Raw genomic sequence first — 19231 nt, 5'->3', positions numbered from 1 at the left:
AACACGAAATTAATTAATTATGACATTCAAATATGTATTCATCTTAACAGCTTTGTTTTCCCTTACAACACAAGCTCAAGATCTAGAACAAGAGCAGCAACTAGACTCGGTAATAATAACCTCTTCACGTATAGATTTACCATTTAAGGAAAATTCTAGAACCATTACTATAATTTCTGCTACAGATATTAAAAACAGTGCTGCAACTAATGTTGCCGATTTACTACAGCAAGTTGCTGGAGTAGATATTAGAAGACGTGGTACTGCAGGAAGTCAAGCTGACTTGTATATTAGAGGTGGTGGTTTTGACCAAACTTTATTATTAATTGATGGTATAAAAATGGACGATGCACAAACAGGACACCATACCATGAATGCTGCATTACCACTTGAAGTTATTGAACGCATCGAGGTTATTAAAGGTCCTGCTGCTAGAGTATTTGGCCAAAACGCATTTACAGGAGCCATTAATATTGTAACCAAAAACAGTTTAACCAATACAGTTTCTGCAAAATTAGAAACTGGATCTTTTGGACAATTTAATGCTGGAGTCACTGTTGGTAGCAACTTAGAAAACTCGTCACACATTGTACATATAGACAAAATGACTTCTGAAGGTTACAGATACAATACAGATTATGACAATAGCAACTATTTTGTAAAAAGCGTTTTTAATAAAAAGAGAAAAGCTGTTGAAATGATTACAACTTTTCAAGAACGTAAATTTGGAGCAAACGGGTTTTATGCTCGTGCAAGTGCTGTAGATCAATATGAAGAAACACAAAATAGCTTAATGGCATTTTCAACTAAATTTAATAGCGACAATTTAACCATTAAACCTCGTTTATATTGGAAACGTAATCAAGATGAATATGTTTATTTAAGAGAAGATCCTACAGTATACAGAAACTTACATATTACTAATAAAGTAGGTGCAGAAGCAAATGCCTCTTACAAATCCGAATTAGGTACTACTGGTTTTGGTGTAGACTTATCTAAAATTTATATAAGTAGTAATAATCTAGGTAACAGACAACGTTTTATGTCAAATCTGTTTCTTGAACATCAATTTAAATTATTTAATGAAACAGTAGATGTAACACCTGGTATAGCTGTAACCTATTTTTCAGACTTCAAGTTTTATGCATTTCCTGGATTAGATGTTGGAGTTAAAATTAACAACAACCTAAAAGCTTATGGTAATATTGGTTACACATATCGTATACCAACTTATACAGATTTATATTACAATGACTCTTTTACTTCTGGAAACGAAAACTTAGAACCAGAAAAAGCATTTGCTCAAGAAGTTGGATTAAAATACAATACTGAAAAACTTTCTGTTTCTGCAGCTGTATTTAATCGTGATGCTAAAGATTTAATAGATTTTATTAGACCTGATAATACCACAGAGGTATTTACAGCTAACAATATTGCAGAAGTAAAAACAAAAGGATTTGAAATAGATGCTAAATACAACTTCAATGTAAACAACTACAAACAAACATTTTCAGTTGCTTACAACTTTCTAGAAGACAATATCTTAGATCAAAACAAAGATTTATCTAGGTACTCTTTAAACACTTTAAAGCATCATTTTACATCACGTTTAAGCACTAAGCTATTTAAAAACGTAAGTCAAAATATTGTTTATAAACATGCCGAGCGTACTACAGGTGACAGTTATAATGTTTGGGATGCATCCATAGATATTAACCTAAAACAATTTACATTAACAGCAACTGCTGGTAACATTTTTAACGCAGAATATATTGAGGCTGGCTTTGTACCAATGCCACCAAGTAATGTGTTATTTGGACTGCGTTATAACTTTAACTAAAGTGTAACACACACAAATACTTTACTTTTGATAACGTTTTATTAACTTTGAAGCTTAAATTTTAAATTTGAGTTTAGACTTACAAGATATACCAAGAGTAAAAAGTATAACTAAACAGGATTTTATTAAAAATTATTTTAAGCCACAAAAGCCTGTTGTTATAGAACAATTTATTACCGATTGGCCAGCCTATACTAAATGGAATCTAGAGTATATAAAAGCTGTTGCAGGTGATAAAACTGTACCATTATACGACGATAGACCTGTAGATTATAAAGATGGTTTTAACCAGCCTCATGCAACAATGAAAATGAGGGACTACGTAGATTTACTTAAACGTGAGCCTACAAAATTTAGAATTTTTCTATGGAATGTTTTAAAAGAAGTCCCTCAACTTCAAAAAGATTTTAAGTTTCCTGACTTTGGATTACGTCTAATGAAGGGATTACCAATGTTGTTTTTTGGCGGTCGTGATAGCTATACATTTATGCATTATGACATAGACTTGGCTAATATTTTTCATTTTCATTTTGAAGGTGAAAAACAAATAATTTTGTTTGATCAAAAACAAAACAAACATCTTTACAAAGTACCACACGCTTTAATTACACGAGAAGATATAAATTTTTCAAATCCTGATTTTAACAAATGGCCTGCTTTAAAGAATGCTAAAGGATGGCAGTGTCAATTAAATCATGGTGAGGTTTTATACATGCCAGAAGGTTATTGGCATTATATGCGATACATAACTCCCGGATTTTCAATGAGCTTACGTGCAATAGCACGAAATCCAAAAAATTTAACAAAAGCTATATACAATGTTTTTATAATGCGTAATTTTGACAACTTAATGCGTCGCATTAAAGGTCAAAAATGGATTGATTGGAAAAACAAGAAGGCCATAATTAACACCAATAAGAATTTAAATTAAGTTTATAAAGATGAAAAAAGGATTACTTTTAGTAGCATTAATACTAACAGCAGGATTAGTTAATGCACAAGCTTTTGATGGTAAAGGAGATCAAAAACTTTCAATTGGAGCAAATTTACAAAATAACGTTAATGGTATCACATTAGCTTACGACTATGGTCTTGGCGAAAACATATCTGTTGGAGTGGTTACAGGATATGCTTTAAACCTAAATAATGGTTTAGATGCAGATTTTACTGATCGTTTTGAATTAGAAGGTCGTTTTAATGCTAATTTAGGTAATGTTGTTAATGTTAGCGATAATTTTGATTTTTACCCAGGAATTAGCTTAAGCTTAAAAAACTTTGGAGGACATTTTGGAATGCGTTACTTTTTCTCTGACGGATTTGGTATATTCTCTGAGTTTGGGACAACTTTTGCAAAGTTTAATTCAGATGCATTAACACCTGCAGAAAAAATACACAATCAGTTTACTGTAAATATTGGAGCTGTATTTAATCTATAATTAGATATAAACATCATAAAACAAAAGCCTTTTATTTTAATTATGAAAGGCTTTTTTTTATGTCTAAAAAATAAGCTCATTAGCTTTATCATAAACTAAATAATTCTCCCAACCTCTATACAATAGGTAGTCTATTAATTTTTTCTTTTTCTTATAATTATCAGTTTCTTTTAACGAAGCTTCTTTTTTTTCTGCTAAAGCATTAAAAACCTCAAGATATTCCTCTTCATCAATATCGTTAAGCGCTTGATCTATATTATACTTAGTAATTTCTTTTCGTTTCAACTCAAGTGCAATACGACGTTTACCCCATTTTTTAATTCTGAATTTACCACTAGCAAAAGATTTAGCAAAACGTGTCTCATTTAAAAATTTATGCTCTAAAAGATGTACAATTATGACATCTGAAGCTTCAGGTATCATATTCATATTTTTCAATTTTTGCTTGACTTCTTGATGACAACGCTCTTGATAAGCACAATAATGCTCTAGCTTTTTTTTTGCTTCTTCTACTGAAAACGATTGGGTTGATTTCATACTATAAAAATAAATAACTAGTATTTATAAACTATACTTCAATGATACTATTAAGTTTCTGCCAGGAGCAGCAATACCTGATGAATACGTTTTATATCGTTGGTCTGTAATGTTCTCTAGAGCTGTTGTTAAGGTAACACCTTCCCCTAATTGATATTGCGTTCTTAAATTTAAAGTATACCAAGCTGGCGCATATGGATTACCATTTTTATCTAAAGCATAAATATAATCCTTTTCATGCTCAGAAGGCGCTAACTGCTCAAACGATAAGGCATTATTATAGTTAATAAATCCATCAACTTTAAACTTGTTTTTTTGCCAAATTAAATGCGTATTTCCAAAATTTGGAGCGACATGCCTAACAGGTAATTCTATACCTTCAGTTTCTTCTGTTCCTCCTATGACATTATACTGTGATGTTAATTTTAAAGCTTTAGAGAAATTAATCTGAGCACCAATTTCAAAACCATAAATCCAAGATTTAGAAGCGTTTTGTAAGGATTGCACATTACTTAACTCGCCATCATATATAATTTGCGATTGTCCATTTAAAGTACCATCACGTCTTACTAAAGCATTATCTAAATACGTATAATACGTTGCCATATCTAAAATAAAAAACTTATCAAAATCTAATTTTAATCCTAATTCACCACTGTAAGCATATTCTGGATCTAGGTTATTATTTGGCACAACTACAGACCCTGGTTCTGAGTCAAACACCTTGCCTATATCGTCTATATTAGGCGCTCTAAAGGCTGACGATAAGTTAAATTTCCATTGTAATAATTGGTTAGGTGACCATGTAACACCTGCTGTTCCTGTTAATGCATTAGACGTATTATCTGATTCTGAAAATGGCAAATTTAAATACACATTATTAGCAGTAAAATCTGCCTTCTGAGTCACAGTATTGTAGCGTAAACCGGATTGAAACACAAACTTTTGATTTGGTTTGTACTTATAACTTGCATAAAGAGCAGCACTACTCCAAGTTGATCCATCAGGATACCTTGACACTGTTGGTTGTGTTGTATTATCATCTATATACTCTGTAAAGCCAGTAGATCCAACTTTGTTATAAACATACTCTAAACCATAAAATAAAAAGGAGGTTTCATTTAAAGCTTTTTCAAAATCTATATTAAAAGACAATGCATCTACAGACTCTTCTCTAACACTTCTTTCATTATCCTGAAAATCTCTATCCATTCTACTTTCCTGAAAGTTTTGATAAGCGAATGTTGTTTTTATATTATCATAAAAAGTCGCTTGGCTACTTCTTTTAACAACATTAAGATTGGTCATAAACCATTTTTGTGGACCATAATTCCACTCGGCTGACCTCAAGTTTTCACCTCTATACCTTATTAATCTATCATACCTTGAATAATCAGACGTCGTAGTATAAAAAACACCCAATCCAAAATCTAAATCTTCAGCAGCTTTATAGCTTACCTTTTGCATTAGATTAATTTGATTATAACCTGTGAATTTTTGAATACGACTGTCATTGTTTTGGATAATGACATCTTGATTATTTTGGGTTACTACATATTCTGGTCTTAAATAATCTTCAGGACCATGGCTTCCCATTTTTAAATCATTAAAATCTGTATAACTCACATTAGTTAAAAAAGCCCATTTTTTATAGCCTAAATTAAGATCTAAATGTGCAGTTTTTTCTTGACTTGCAGTTGCATACCTCAACATTACATTACTTTTAATCTCTAAGGTATCTGATAAAGAAAATTCTGGTTTTTTGGTATAGAAACTCATAACTCCACCTATGGCATCACTACCATAAATAATTGATCCAGCACCTAAGGTAACTTCTGTATTTTGAATAGATAATGGGTCTATTGATATAACATTTTGAAGGTTTCCACCTCTAAAAATAGCATTATTCATACGCACACCATCAACAGTAATCAATAAACGATTGGTCGAAAACCCTCTAATCATTGGGCTTCCTCCACCTAATTGACTTTTTTGCATATAAACCTGTCCTGTAGCTTCTAACAGATCTGCACTTGTTTGTGGATTGTTAAAACTTATATTTTTAGCAGTGACAGTTTTTATTGTTTTTGGAATGTCTTTTTTTCTTTGACCAAAATTAGACGCAGAGATGACAATCTCGTCCAACCCTTGCTGACTGTCTACCAAATAAACGACATCATTTACAGCTTCCTTATTGACCTGTTTTAATTGATGGGTTATATGTTGAAAATAAATAGTTTCGTTAGGCAAAAACCTATCCAAAGAAGCTTCTCCATTTAGATTAGTTATTTCGCTTTTAGTTTGTTCTTTATTATAAATAGCAACACCAAAAATTGGTTGTTTAGTGGTTTTATTAAGCACTTTTATAGTCTGAGAAGACATAGATATAGTGAAAAACAAAAGGAAAAACGTGCTTATTATAAACTTCATATTTTTAATTAAATACGTCATTAAGGATTTGTAAAGATTTTGGCTTTTTAAAATTGCCTAAATGTAACTCAAAATACACTAATATAAGTGTTAAAAAAGATTGTCTTTGTTTAGCATTAACTTTTATAGTATGTAGCTCATCAAATGTTGTACCTAACAATTGTTTTAGGAGTGCTAAATTTTGACCAGATACATTATGTTTTGAAATACTTAACTCTTGAAAATCTCCGTCTTGCAAATTAAAAGACGTTGCAGTTTCAATGTTTGTTTGATCGGGATAAAACCCTAAATATTTAGTAAGTTCTAACAGAAATAATAAATGAAAATTGGCATAATCATCATTAGCATCTAACCATTGTAGAGTGGCTTGTAAATAGCTATATAAAGGATCATTTTGTTCTTCTTCTTGAAGTGCATTTGACAATACTTCAGCAAGAAACATAACTATAGCACTTTTTAAAATATTTGTATGTAATGAGGTATATAAAAAATCTGTTTTTATATCTTTTATATATTGTAGAGAACGGTTGGATTTATAGTCTGTAATTAATTGTAATTGAGATAATGGCTGAAAATAAGCCACCTTTTTATTACTTTTTTTAGAGGCTAAAACTCCTTTTAATAAATAGCTAACCACACCTTGTTTTTGAGTATAGCATTTTACTATCAGGTCGTTATCTTTAAACCTTAACTTTGAGAGTACAATTGCATTTGTTGGTGTTAACATTACCTAACAACCATTACTTTTAGCACTTTGGTTTCAAAAGTATCTAAATCGTTTAGCATTATTAAATAGACACCTGAAGCGACGATGTTTCCGCCAAGGTTTTTACCATTCCATAGTGCTGTTCCTCCATCAATTTCTAAATTATACCCTTTAAATCTTGAGTTTGTATTTGTTTCGGCTTCAGCCACTAGATTACCTTCAATATCTAATATTTTGATATTTACATTTTCGGACAAGTCTCTAATTTTAACTTTATCACTTATTATATTAAAATTTGGCCTTACAGGATTTGGGTAAACATAAGCGTTTTCTAACGTTACTTGAGGTTTTGAGGCTTCCGATTTATAGGATACCATACCTTTATCTGTTGCGATATACACAACACCATTGACATCGTCAATATCAACATCTAAAATATCATTTGTTGGCAAAGGGGAGTTGTCTTTTGTAAAATGAAAAATAGTCTCTTGTCCATCTGACGAAAAATAGTATAAACCTGTATCTAATGTTGCGACCCATTTATTATTAGACCCATCAACTTCTATATCTGTTATGTATTGCTGAAACAAAAGCTCTCTAGCTATACCATCATCCAAAACCACAATGTTGTCCACCTCTGCTTCTCCATTTACAAATTGGTCTGTGTTATAAACAATTCTTAACCCCTTATCTGTACCAAGCCAAAGTTGACCGTTATTGTCTATTGTAAGTGTTTTTACAGATGGAGAAGGCATACCTTCTTCCTCTTCTGAAAGGTGATTGAAGGTAATGTTATTACCATTTTTATTTAGCCCTATGATTCCAAAACGATGGGTTCCTAAAAAAAAGTTTCCTGAGTCATCAAACACAGTATCAAAAAAACCGTTTTCATCAAAAGGATCAGGAATAACATCCTGAAAACTAAAAGAAGACCATTGGTTGTTTGAGTAAATATTTAAAGGCTGGTCTACTCTTCCATTCATAACCCAAAGTTCACCATCTTCATTAAAAACAGCTTTAGATGTCAAATAAAAATTTGAGTAAAATGGGGATAAAGTACTATTATCTTGATTAAAATAATTAGTTATCTCTCTGTTAGTCAATTCTATTAATCCTGAATTATAAGAAGTCACATAGACTTGATTTATATTAAATGGATTAATTACAATTCCTGTTAAAAAAAATGGATTAGCGACTGACTCATTAAAGGTTTTGTAAGGAATATTATCCCATTCTTCGGAATTAAAATAACTAAGGCCTGTACGTCTATAATCTCCAATTTCAAAGTTTAAAATAGCATTGTGCCCTCCATGTGTTCCCCAAAGATGATTTCCATTAATATTAATCTGAAAAAATCTGTTTTTTAATGGACCAGTAGGATGAATTTCTTCATAAACATCTTGATCAAAATACGATGTTTTTAAAATACCTAATCCAGCATTACCAGAATTTACAATAGCTTTGGTACCAATAAAGACTTCATCTTGATTAGCTATTAATGCTGTATTTAAATTAGAATATTCTGAAACATCAATTATTGTACTATACACTTCACTAAAATCATTACTATATACTTTTACAAGATTAGTAGCAGTAATTACTAAATGATTATCAACAGATTTAAAATCTGACACAGTACCTTGGATAGTTGTTTTTTCTATAAAATTACTATTTACAACTTCATATATTTTATTATTACTTAAAGCTGCATATAAATTATCTTGTACTTTTTGTATACCAACCCAATTATTTGCGTTAATACTTTGCCACTCTGCAGCATCAATCAAATTAGGGTTTGCTAACTCTCCTTTATACATACCTTGCGAAGAAGCTGCATGAATAAATCCATTAAAAACAGTTGTTTGATTGACATTAATCTGAGTATTATTTGGACCAATATAATAAGTATCACCAAATTCTAATTGATTAATGTCATAAACAGAAACACCAAAACCCGTTGATATGTATACAACATCTTCAAATCTATAAAATTGATTTATTATTTTACTAGCAGCAGGTATGGTTTGCTTTTCTAATATATCAACAACACTAAAAACAGAATTATCAATTTCATCATAAACCTGAATCAAACCGTTGTCATAACCAATTAATAAAATTGATTTATCTTCAATATATAAAACCGTTGTAATATCATCTCCTGACAAACCATTAATAGTGGATATTGTATGTATTTCTCTAGAAATAAAATCATATGTAAACACTGCATTTGTTGCTGCCACATATAATTTTTCTTGTGATTTAGTAACATCCTTTATATCTAGATAGCTGTAATGTCCCGTCCAATCAGCTGTAAAATCTTGCGCAAAATTAGCTGTAGTATTAGCAAATACCAACAAACATAAGACTATCTTTAAAATGCGCATTATTATATTTTTTAAGCTATATTAATCAAAAACCAAAATTACTGATTATTATTGTATTTTAAGTTAGCTTTTTAGTAAACAATATGCTATTTACAGACCCTATTTTTTTATTTTTATTTCTGCCAATTGCATTATGCTTCTATTATCTAGCACCTAAAAATCTTAAGAATTTAGTCCTCCTAATATTTAGCTTAGCTTTTTATACTTGGGGAGAAAAAAACTTAGTTTTACTGCTTTTAATTTCAGCTTCTGTAGATTATTCTGCAGGCTTATTAATTAAAAATGGGTATAAAAAAACAGGCCTTTATACCTCTTTATTTTTTAATTTAGGAATTCTTTTATATTTTAAATACGCTTACTTTATAACTTATAATGCTTCATTATTATTAAATAGTACGTTTAATATTTCGTTTTCAACAATTGAAGTTATATTACCAATTGGAATAAGTTTTTTTACTTTTCAAACAATGTCCTACACTTTAGATGTGTACCAAGGAAAAATTAAAGCTAATAATAACTTTATAGATTTTGCTTGCTATATAACGATGTTTCCACAATTAATTGCAGGACCTATAGTTAGGTATACAGACATTAAATACAATCTGAAAAATAAACATTTTGGTTCACATCAATTTTACAAAGGATGTAAACGCTTTATAATCGGATTATCAAAAAAAATGCTAATAGCAAACAATTGTGCCTTTTTTGCAGACGCTGCTTTTAATTTACCCAATGAGGAGTTGTCTATACTTGTTGCTTGGTTAGGTCTAATTTGTTATGCACTACAAATTTATTTTGATTTTTCTGGATATTCTGATATGGCAATTGGTTTAGGACTAATGTTTGGCTTTACTTTTCCAGAAAATTTTAACTATCCTTATATTTCTAAATCTATAAAATCATTTTGGAGACGTTGGCATATGACTTTATCTAGATGGTTTAAAGATTATTTATACATACCGTTAGGCGGAAATAGAAAAACCAAGACTAGAACTTATATTAATTTACTAATTGTATTTACACTAACAGGATTATGGCATGGAGCCAATTGGACATTTCTAATTTGGGGATTATGGCATGGTTTATTTTTAATTATTGAAAGACTTGGTTTTAATAACATATTAAAACAAACACATTCAGCTATTGCACATTGTTACACATTGTTGGTTATTCTCTTAGGCTGGGTGTTTTTTAGAAGTGAAACACTTGAACAAGCAACCTCCTTTTTAGTAAAACTTTTCAGCTTTAACAGCAAAACCAATTACGATTATTTTAATTTTTATTTTACTACAGAAGTAGTATTGGCCTTAATAATTGGTTTAATTTTATCAACGTCCATAGACAAGAAAATAGTTTGTTTTTTTAACAAACAAACTAAAAGCAGTGTTATTTACCAATCCTATGTTATAACAAAATCATTAGCATTATTAGCCTTGCTTTGGCTATGCTACTATTACATAGCAACTAACGCATACAACCCTTTCATATATTTTAAATTCTAAAAATGATGCAGTTTCAAAATTTAAAATATAGATTATTTATTGCTTCATTTTTAATAATGCTTTTAGCACCTAATATTGTCATGGTTTTGGGAATAGAAAAAAGCATGACTAATAATGAAAACACACAATTTGAAACACCTCCTAAATTCAATTTTAAAAACATTGGATTAACATTAAAAAATTACAAAAGTTACTATTTAGGCAATTATGGATTAAAAAAAACATTTGTTAATCAATACCTCAATTTTAAATCTGAAATTTTAAACGAAAACCCATTACCCAACAAAGTGGTAATTGGACATGATAATTGGTACTATTTAGGAGATTCATACAAACAAGTCTTAACTAATACCTTTGAGTCCCAATATAAAAAAAGACAAATCCTAAAAGTTGTAAAAAATATTAAAACTCTTTCTGAATATTTAAAAGAAAACAACATCGAGTTTTATATAACTGTAGCACCAAACAAACATAGCATTTACAAAGAGTATCTACCTTATCAGTTATCTAATAGCTACACGTTTTATAATCAAATTAAAAAAGAATTTGAAGTTAATAATATTAATTATATTGATTTACAACAAACACTATTAAGTCATAAAGAAGAAAACAAACTATATCATAAAACTGATTCTCACTGGAATAACTTAGGAGCATTCTATGCATATCAAGAGGTTATAAAAACCATTAATAAAACTAATATTATAGATCAAGTGCTTTTAAAAGACTACACTGTAAGTAGCTCAATAAAACCTGTTAATCATTTATCTAAAATGATTAACATCAATAAAAGGGAAAAGGTTTTTGATTTGAATGAAAAAAAACCAAGTAAAGTTGACACTATATCTTCAAAATATGATGATTTAACGTATTATAATCCTAATAAAAAACTAAAGTTACTTATGAGTAGAGATTCCTTTAGTGATGCATGGATCCCATTTTTTAACACTAGCTTTAATCAAACTAAATACATAAAAAATTACAACCAAATATCCACTAAATTAATCAAAGATTACAAACCCGATATTGTCATTTACGAAATTGTAGAACGCAATCTTCCCTACTTAACAAAACCTTTATTAATAAAACACCCTTAATCTTTTAAAAGATTAAGGGTGTTTTTAAGCTATTTGTATATTAGAATTATACAACTCCTTGTGCAAGCATAGCATCTGCAACTTTAACAAATCCTGCAACGTTAGCACCTTTTACGTAATCTACATAACCATCTTTTTGTGTTCCGTATTGTACACAAGATGCGTGAATATCATCCATAATTTGATTAAGCTTAGCGTCAACCTCTTCTCTAGTCCAATTATAACGTAACGAGTTTTGGCTCATTTCTAAACCAGAAGTTGCCACTCCTCCAGCATTAGATGCTTTTCCAGGAGAGAATAATACTTTAGCTTGTTGTAAAACTTCAATAGCTTCAGGCGTTGTTGGCATATTAGCACCTTCTGCTACAGCTATTACATTATTTTTAACTAAAGCTTCTGCTTCAGATTTATCTAATTCATTTTGTGTAGCACATGGTAACGCAATATCACAATTAACACTCCAAGGTCTTTCTCCTTTATGGAATGTAGCATTAGGATACTTAGTAACATATTCACTAATTCTAGCGCGTTGTACATTTTTAAGTTCCATAACGTGAGCTAGTTTATCTGCATCAATACCATCAGCATCATGTATGTATCCTGAAGAATCTGACATAGTTAAAACTTTAGCTCCCAATTGTGTTGCTTTTTCACAAGCATATTGTGCTACATTTCCTGATCCAGAAATCACAACTGTTTTACCAGAAAAAGAATCTCCTTTTGTTGCTAACATATTTTTAGCAAAATACACAGTACCATAACCAGTCGCTTCAGGTCTTATTAATGATCCACCATAAGAAGCTCCTTTACCAGTTAACACTCCAGTAAACTCATTTCTTAATCGTTTGTATTGACCAAACATATAACCTATTTCTCTTCCACCAACACCAATATCACCAGCTGGCACATCAGTATTTGCTCCAATATGACGAAATAATTCACTCATAAAAGATTGGCAAAAACGCATAACTTCGTTATCACTTTTCCCTTTTGGATTAAAATCACTTCCTCCTTTTCCTCCACCCATTGGTAAAGTAGTTAAAGAGTTTTTAAACACCTGTTCAAACCCTAAGAATTTTAAAATACTAAGATTTACAGATGGGTGGAAACGTAATCCTCCTTTATATGGTCCAATTGCCGAGTTAAACTCAACTCTAAATGCTCTATTAACCTGAGTATTACCTTCATCATCAATCCAAGGCACTCTAAAAATTATAGTACGTTCTGGCTCCACCATACGCTCTAATAACATCTTACCTTGATATTTAGGATTGTCTTCTATAAAAGGAATTACAGTTTCTGCAACCTCATGAACAGCTTGTAAAAACTCTGGTTCATGACTATTTTTTTCCTTTACTAGGTCTAAAAATGCTTCAATTTTATTTTTCATTATGTAAATAATTACAATGTTGTTATACTATTTGTAAAAAAGTAATACAAAGATACATTATCTTTAATATTACACCTATTTTTTTTTGATTTTCGCAATCGATATAGTTGATACCGAAATAAATAAAAAATTAATGCGTTTTATCTATAAAATTTGTATGTTGGTCGTGATTTTATATATTTGTTGAATAAATAGTCCTTAAAAATATGCCTAATCATGTTTAACCATAAGCAATTAATTCTAGCTGTACTTATTTTATTATGTACAAGCAATGCGTTTTCTCAGTTAGGCTTCTCTCATGAGATAGGCGTTATAACTGGTCCTGTGGCATTTAAGTCTGATTTTGGACTACGCACTGATTACGAAACAAATTCAGGAAATACTGGCTTTGGAATAGGTTTAGTACATTACATTAATTTTTCATATCAAGCTAATTGTAATTGTTATACTACTGACAATTATTTTAATGACCATTTTAAATTACGTACTGAAATTTCATACAACAAAACTAAATTAAGTCATTTTGGTGAATGGGTTGAAGGCTCAAGAACTAGCGACGAAGCAGAAAAATTAAGATCTCACACAGGTGAAGCTAATAATTTTGACATTGGTATGCAGTTAGAATTTTACCCTTTAAGCATTAGATCTTTTCAAGCTTACGGATATAAACTTGCTCCTTTTGTGAGTTTAGGTGCACATTATGTTTCCTATAATCCAAAAGTTTATACTAATTACGACAACGGAACAAATGATGTTGGAAATGTTTTAGATAGTAATAATTTTTATTCTCCTTGGCAACCTGGATCTGTAAATCCAGAATCTGGTTCTACCTGGTCTATAGTTTCTAGTATTGGTGTTAGATATAAATTAAATGCTACATCTGATTTAATGTTAGATTTACGTGGTCAATATTATTTTAACGATTTAATTGATGGTTTAGACCACCAACTTAATAGTAATAAACATAATGATTGGTTAGTTTGGCTTAACGTTGGTTACATATATTACTTAGATTAGGGTATAATTAAACTTATATAAATAAAAAGTTAAAAATATAACTTGAGCTTTTTTATTTATATAACATGATGCTTAGGCTAAAGCTTGTTTAAGATCATTAATTAAATCGGTTTCATCTTCAATACCTACACTTAACCTAATTAAACTATCAACCACACCTACTTTCTCTCTCTCGGATTTAGGTATACTAGCATGAGTCATACTAGCTGGATGACCACATAAAGATTCTATTCCACCTAAGGACTCTGCAAGAGTAAATACCTTAAGTTTTTCAATTATATTAATAGCTTCTTTATAATCGTTTCCTTTTGTAACAAAACTTAACATACCTCCAAAACCTTTCATTTGTACCTTAGCTATATCATGATTTGGATGATGATCAAAACCTGGCCAATAAACAGTTTCAATTTTAGGATGTGCATTTAAAAATTCGGCTACAGTCTTAGCATTTTCACAATGACGTTGCATTCTTACATGTAAAGTTTTTATACCTCTTAACGCTAAAAAAGCATCTTGTGGTCCACAAATTGCGCCACTTGCATTTTGTATAAAATACAGCCTATCTGCTAATGCTTTGTCCTTTACAACTAAAGCTCCCATAACTAAATCACTATGACCACCTAGATATTTTGTGGCTGAATGCATGATTATATCTGCACCCAAATCTAAAGGTTGTTGTAAATAAGGCGTTGCAAAAGTATTGTCTACAGCCAAAAGTACATCATGCTTTTTAGCTATTTTAGCAGTTTCAGAGATATCAATAATATTCATCATTGGGTTAGTTGGTGTTTCTACCCATATCAACTTTGTATTTTTATTAATGTATTGCTCTATATTACTAGCTTGATTCATACCTACAAAATGAAATTTGATACCGAAGTTTTCAAAAATTTTTGTAAACAATCTGTAAGTTCCACCATACAAATCATTGGTAGAAATAACCTCATCTCCAGATTTTAATAATTTTAAAACAGCATCAATAGCTGCCAATCCAGAGCCAAAAGCTAAGCCATATGATCCATTTTCTAAACTTGCAAAAGCGTTTTCTAAAGCTTGACGTGTAGGATTATGAGTTCTAGAGTATTCAAAACCTTTATGTCCTCCTGGAGTCGTTTGTGCATAAGTAGACGTTTGATAAATTGGTGGCATGACAGCTCCATAAGCAGGATCTGGTTTTTGACCACCATGAATCGTTTTTGTGTTAAATTTCATGTTCAAAACTTTTGTTAACAACAAAAATAGTTTTTACTTCGTTGTATTCAAACTAGAACCCAACCTTTAGTCTATGTTTAACACTACATCTAAAATAACAGTCTTTACTGTAATGTCTTGTTTATTAATCACTTTATCTTGTGATAAAGATGAAAAATTGAGTTTCTCTGAAACCGAAATCACAAAAGAAAAAGAAACCTTTGTGGAAATTATCATTCCAAAAGCAAACGGAAAATCAAAAACTGCAAAAAATATAAACGACGCACTAACTAATTTTGCGTGTGATGTTTTAAATATTGATAGTGCCAAAAATAAAACGACTACAATCAATCAAAGTATTGATGCTTTTAATGCAGCCTATATTAATTTTAACGAAACACTACTAGCTGATTTTGATACTAAGTTTCCTAGATGGGAAGCTTTGATAGATGGTGAAGTATCTTACCAAAATGAAGCTTTAGTTTGTGTTTCCATGAATGGTAGTATTACTACAGGAGCAGCAAGTAGCAGTTTAAAATTTAAGTTTTTCAACTTTGATTTATCTAACGGAAAATCGCTTAAAACCAAAGATATTGTCAACAACATGAAGGTGTTTAAAGCTTTAGTCAAAAAATATTACGATAAAGAGCTACTAACTACCTACACCAGTGTTAACAATACCACAGATAATTTTAAACTACCCGAAACTATTGGTTTTAATGAAGACGGAGTAATTATAGTATATGATAATTTTGAACTTGGTAACTTTACCAAGCAACTAGTAGAATTTACTATACCTTACACTGTGGTCAATCAGTATTTAAATTATTAAACATACTTTTTAAGCGCAAGGATATACCCTAAATGTATACCTTCATGAAAATTATTAAAAACCAACGCATCATCTACACAAGTTAAAGTACTTTTTGTAGACACTGTATATTCTGTATAAGTTTTAAACACGTTATTATTATAATCTACTTTTGTGGTTTCGATAGTAGAAAATAGCAACCTTTTAACCTCATCCACTTCAGCTTGTGTTACTGGTCTTTCTGTTTTAGTTCCTTTTCTGTAAGTTTCAACCAAAGCATCACTTACAAGCATTGGCACATCAGATAATTTATAAACCAATAACTGTTGTGTGACTACTGTATGTGCAATATTCCAAAACATATTATTACTAAATCCTTCAGGTACTTTATTTAACTGATCTAAAGTAAAGTTTTCTAAAAAATGCTTAAATAACATTCTGTTTTTAATTGCAACATCAAAAGTAAAGTCCATAATATTCTTTTTTTGTCAAAAGTAAGTAAATTAAAAAATCTTCAGAAAAATAAGTTTTCAATAATTAACTTGTAACCAAATATAATTACCATGAAAACACACCACTATAAAACAACCCTAAACTGGACAGGTAATCTTGGTCAAGGCACCACAAATTACAAAGCATATAACCGCAATCACACCATTAATCACGATCAAAAAAGTCAAACTATACTAGCTAGTGCAGATCCAATGTTTTTGGGTGATCCCTCAAGATATAATCCAGAAGAACTTTTACTAGCGTCCATTGCCTCTTGCCATATGTTATGGTATTTACACCTATGTGCAACAAACCATATTATTGTTACCAATTATCAAGACCAACCAGAAGGCACAATGCAAGAAAACACCAATGGAAGTGGACAATTTACTAATGTCACATTAAACCCAAAAGTACAAGTCAAAGATCAAAACATGGTAGATAAAGCCAATCAACTACATCATCAAGCAAATCAAATGTGCTTTATAGCTAGATCATGTAATTTTCCTATAACACATAACGCTTTCGCGGAAGCTTCGCCAAGCCAACCATAGTTTTAAATACAAAAAGAAGTTATTTTTTGCTAAAAAAAACGACCTTTGTTTAAAAATAGTACAAATGAAAAAAGTATACTACCTTAAAACCTGTAACACTTGTTTAAGAATTTTAAACGAATTAAATCTTCCTGAAACTTTTCAGTTACAAGATATAAAAGCTAATCCACTAACAGCTCAACAAGTAGATGAGTTAGCAGCATTAGCAGGTAGTTATGAAGCATTGTTTAGCAGACGAGCTAAACTATACAAAGAAATGGGTTTAAAAGACCAAACCCTAACCGAAAAAGATTACAAACATTATCTGCTAGAACATTACACCTTTTTAAGTCGTCCAGTCATTGTTATGGATGACCAGATATTTATTGGTAATTCTAAAAAGACAACTCAACTTACAAAACAAGCATTAGATGAAAGCTAGATATTGGGCATTATTGGCAGCCTTAACCGTTCAAATCCTTTATGGGTTAAACTACACATTTGCTAAAGATGTAATGGTTGGTGGATTTGTAAAACCTTTTGGTTTTATAGTCCTTCGTGTTGGTGGTACAGCAATATTGTTTTGGCTATTTAGTTTTTTAGGTCCAAAAGAAAAAATAGATCAAAAAGACTTTTTAACACTGGTTTATGCAGCCTTCTTTGGTGTCGCTACAAACATGCTCTTATTTTTTAAAGGGCTAGAATTAACAACACCAATACACGCCTCTGTAATAATGATAACCAGTCCTATTATCGTATTATTACTATCATCATATTATCTAAAAGAAAAAGTAACCAAACTAAAAGTTTTAGGTGTTGTTTTTGGTTTTACAGGAGCTGCAGTTTTAACCATTTATGGTGGCTCTAAAAGTCCAGGAGACAATGTGTTTTTAGGTAATATAATGATTTTACTAAATGCAGTCTCATACAGTATTTACATTATAATTATAAAAAAACTAACCTATAAATACCATCCATTTACATTTATAAGATGGTTGTTTTTAATTGGCTTTTTTATGGTTTTACCTTTTGGTTTTAATGATGTAGCAGCTATTAACATAACCAATTTCACACCTTACATATGGTTTTCAATAGCATTTGTAATTGTTGGTGCTACTTTTGGAACTTATTTATTAAATCCTTTAGCATTAAGACATTTAAAAGCATCAACAGTGACTGTTTTTATCTACCTACAACCATTAATAGCAGGTATTTACGCTATTATAGCAGGTAGTGATGCTATTACCTCTGTCAAGCTAATAGCATCATCACTAATATTTTTTGGTGTGTACTTAGTAACTAAAAAGCCTAAAGTTACAACGTTAAATTCTTAGGTACACGTCCATGACTACGCATGTCTTCTTTGGTTAATATTTTATAATCTTCGGTTTGCGGAAACTTATTAGCCATTAGTAATAAATCTTCAGGTAAACCTGTAAGTTTTCTTGTATTTAAATCTATCCATGCGCCTACAATTTCACAAAAAGCTAAATTTTGGCCTTTACTATTGTAAAAATTATGGTCAAATTTAAAAAACATTCCATCTTCACTTAAACCAGATACCTCTAAGCTTACAGTAATTGGTTGCCCTAAAAAAGCTTCTTTAAAATAATGAACATGCTCATGGAACACCACAGGACCTAAACCGGCTTTACTTAATGTCATTAAAGAAAACCCATGATCTTGCAAAAAAGCAGTACGTGTATGTGACATGTAATTTATATATGCAGAGTTAGCTAGATGTCTATTAGCATCAATATCACTCCATCTTATTTCAAAATCTTTTTTGTACATAATTTTAGTGTTTTTTGGTCACTCAAATTTACAATAATTAGCTGTGCACGCATAATAAAACTTCTATTTCT

Annotated in this window: 18 protein-coding genes; 10 read left to right on the top strand and 8 right to left on the bottom strand. The window is 30.5% G+C overall.

Annotated features, from left to right (window positions below):
- Positions 1-19: 19 nt before the first annotated feature.
- From ITB9_RS12355 to ITB9_RS12345, 3 genes are all read left to right on the top strand, one after another.
- A complete protein-coding gene (locus ITB9_RS12355) occupies positions 20-1840 on the top strand; it encodes a TonB-dependent siderophore receptor (protein WP_054852474.1) in 1821 nt (606 codons plus the stop codon).
- 67 nt (positions 1841-1907) lie between these two features.
- Positions 1908-2771 carry a cupin-like domain-containing protein gene (locus ITB9_RS12350; protein WP_028607599.1) on the top strand — a complete coding sequence of 288 codons (864 nt, stop codon included), beginning with the start codon at positions 1908-1910 and terminating at the stop codon, positions 2769-2771.
- A 10-nt stretch (positions 2772-2781) separates the two neighbouring features.
- The gene (locus ITB9_RS12345) at positions 2782-3276 is read left to right on the top strand and encodes a DUF6646 family protein (protein WP_028291573.1); all 495 of its coding nucleotides are present in this window, start codon (positions 2782-2784) and stop codon (positions 3274-3276) included.
- Positions 3277-3339: 63 nt separating this feature from the next.
- On the opposite strand, the gene ITB9_RS12340 is transcribed toward ITB9_RS12345, so the two are convergent.
- The 4 genes from ITB9_RS12340 to ITB9_RS12325 are packed head-to-tail and all read right to left on the bottom strand — an operon-like array spanning position 3340 to position 9333.
- Complete coding sequence (locus ITB9_RS12340) at positions 3340-3813, bottom strand: regulatory protein RecX (protein WP_028291572.1); 474 nt, start codon at positions 3811-3813, stop codon at positions 3340-3342.
- A 24-nt stretch (positions 3814-3837) separates the two neighbouring features.
- Complete coding sequence (locus ITB9_RS12335) at positions 3838-6243, bottom strand: TonB-dependent receptor domain-containing protein (protein ID WP_054852502.1); 2406 nt, start codon at positions 6241-6243, stop codon at positions 3838-3840.
- 4 nt (positions 6244-6247) lie between these two features.
- Positions 6248-6970 carry a DNA repair protein RecO gene (recO, locus tag ITB9_RS12330; protein ID WP_028291570.1) on the bottom strand — a complete coding sequence of 241 codons (723 nt, stop codon included), beginning with the start codon at positions 6968-6970 and terminating at the stop codon, positions 6248-6250.
- Complete coding sequence (locus ITB9_RS12325) at positions 6970-9333, bottom strand: two-component regulator propeller domain-containing protein (RefSeq protein WP_054852473.1); 2364 nt, start codon at positions 9331-9333, stop codon at positions 6970-6972. The genes recO and ITB9_RS12325 overlap by 1 nt, the downstream gene beginning before the upstream one ends.
- Before the next feature lie 83 nt (positions 9334-9416).
- On the opposite strand from ITB9_RS12325, the gene ITB9_RS12320 reads away from it, so the two are divergent.
- Positions 9417-10835 carry an MBOAT family protein gene (locus ITB9_RS12320; protein WP_054852472.1) on the top strand — a complete coding sequence of 473 codons (1419 nt, stop codon included), beginning with the start codon at positions 9417-9419 and terminating at the stop codon, positions 10833-10835.
- A 2-nt stretch (positions 10836-10837) separates the two neighbouring features.
- On the top strand, positions 10838-11932 hold the full coding sequence (locus ITB9_RS12315; protein ID WP_054852471.1) for a DHHW family protein: 1095 nt from the start codon (positions 10838-10840) through the stop codon (positions 11930-11932).
- Positions 11933-11978: 46 nt separating this feature from the next.
- Here ITB9_RS12315 and gdhA read toward each other — a convergent pair whose 3' ends face one another.
- Positions 11979-13322, bottom strand: coding sequence for an NADP-specific glutamate dehydrogenase (gene gdhA / locus ITB9_RS12310; protein WP_054852470.1), 1344 nt, complete (start codon positions 13320-13322; stop codon positions 11979-11981).
- Between the two features lie 216 nt (positions 13323-13538).
- On the opposite strand from gdhA, the gene ITB9_RS12305 reads away from it, so the two are divergent.
- Positions 13539-14339, top strand: a complete 801-nt coding sequence (locus ITB9_RS12305) for a hypothetical protein (RefSeq protein ID WP_054852469.1) — start codon at positions 13539-13541, stop codon at positions 14337-14339.
- A gap of 72 nt (positions 14340-14411) precedes the next feature.
- Here the strand turns inward: ITB9_RS12305 and ITB9_RS12300 are convergent, their stop codons facing one another.
- On the bottom strand, positions 14412-15551 hold the full coding sequence (locus ITB9_RS12300; protein ID WP_054852468.1) for a cystathionine gamma-synthase: 1140 nt from the start codon (positions 15549-15551) through the stop codon (positions 14412-14414).
- Between the two features lie 73 nt (positions 15552-15624).
- Here ITB9_RS12300 and ITB9_RS12295 point away from each other — a divergent pair, with 73 nt between their 5' ends.
- Positions 15625-16362, top strand: coding sequence for a DUF3298 domain-containing protein (locus tag ITB9_RS12295; protein ID WP_054852467.1), 738 nt, complete (start codon positions 15625-15627; stop codon positions 16360-16362).
- Here the strand turns inward: ITB9_RS12295 and ITB9_RS12290 are convergent.
- Positions 16359-16814 (bottom strand): DinB family protein, encoded by a 456-nt coding sequence (locus ITB9_RS12290; protein ID WP_054852466.1) that lies wholly within the window; start codon positions 16812-16814, stop codon positions 16359-16361. The two genes, ITB9_RS12295 and ITB9_RS12290, sit on opposite strands and share 4 nt — an antisense overlap.
- 90 nt (positions 16815-16904) lie before the next feature.
- Between ITB9_RS12290 and ITB9_RS12285 the strand changes: the two genes are divergently transcribed.
- The 3 genes from ITB9_RS12285 (at position 16905) to ITB9_RS12275 (ending at position 18700) form a co-directional block, all read left to right on the top strand.
- Complete coding sequence (locus tag ITB9_RS12285) at positions 16905-17387, top strand: OsmC family protein (RefSeq protein WP_054852465.1); 483 nt, start codon at positions 16905-16907, stop codon at positions 17385-17387.
- A gap of 64 nt (positions 17388-17451) precedes the next feature.
- A complete protein-coding gene (locus tag ITB9_RS12280; protein ID WP_028291561.1) occupies positions 17452-17808 on the top strand; it encodes an arsenate reductase family protein in 357 nt (118 codons plus the stop codon).
- Positions 17798-18700: a DMT family transporter gene (locus tag ITB9_RS12275; RefSeq protein ID WP_028607609.1), complete on the top strand. Its 903-nt coding sequence runs from the start codon at positions 17798-17800 to the stop codon at positions 18698-18700. The genes ITB9_RS12280 and ITB9_RS12275 overlap by 11 nt, the downstream gene beginning before the upstream one ends.
- On the opposite strand, the gene ITB9_RS12270 is transcribed toward ITB9_RS12275, so the two are convergent.
- The gene (locus tag ITB9_RS12270) at positions 18681-19160 is read right to left on the bottom strand and encodes a thioesterase family protein (RefSeq protein WP_028291559.1); all 480 of its coding nucleotides are present in this window, start codon (positions 19158-19160) and stop codon (positions 18681-18683) included. The genes ITB9_RS12275 and ITB9_RS12270 overlap by 20 nt on opposite strands.
- Positions 19161-19231 lie beyond the last annotated feature (71 nt).

The organism is Olleya sp. ITB9 (assembly GCF_001315805.1).
GTDB classification, from domain to species: domain Bacteria; phylum Bacteroidota; class Bacteroidia; order Flavobacteriales; family Flavobacteriaceae; genus Olleya; species Olleya sediminilitoris.
Note: the sequence above shows the minus strand (reverse complement) of the source record. Positions and strands in the feature narration are given on the sequence as shown.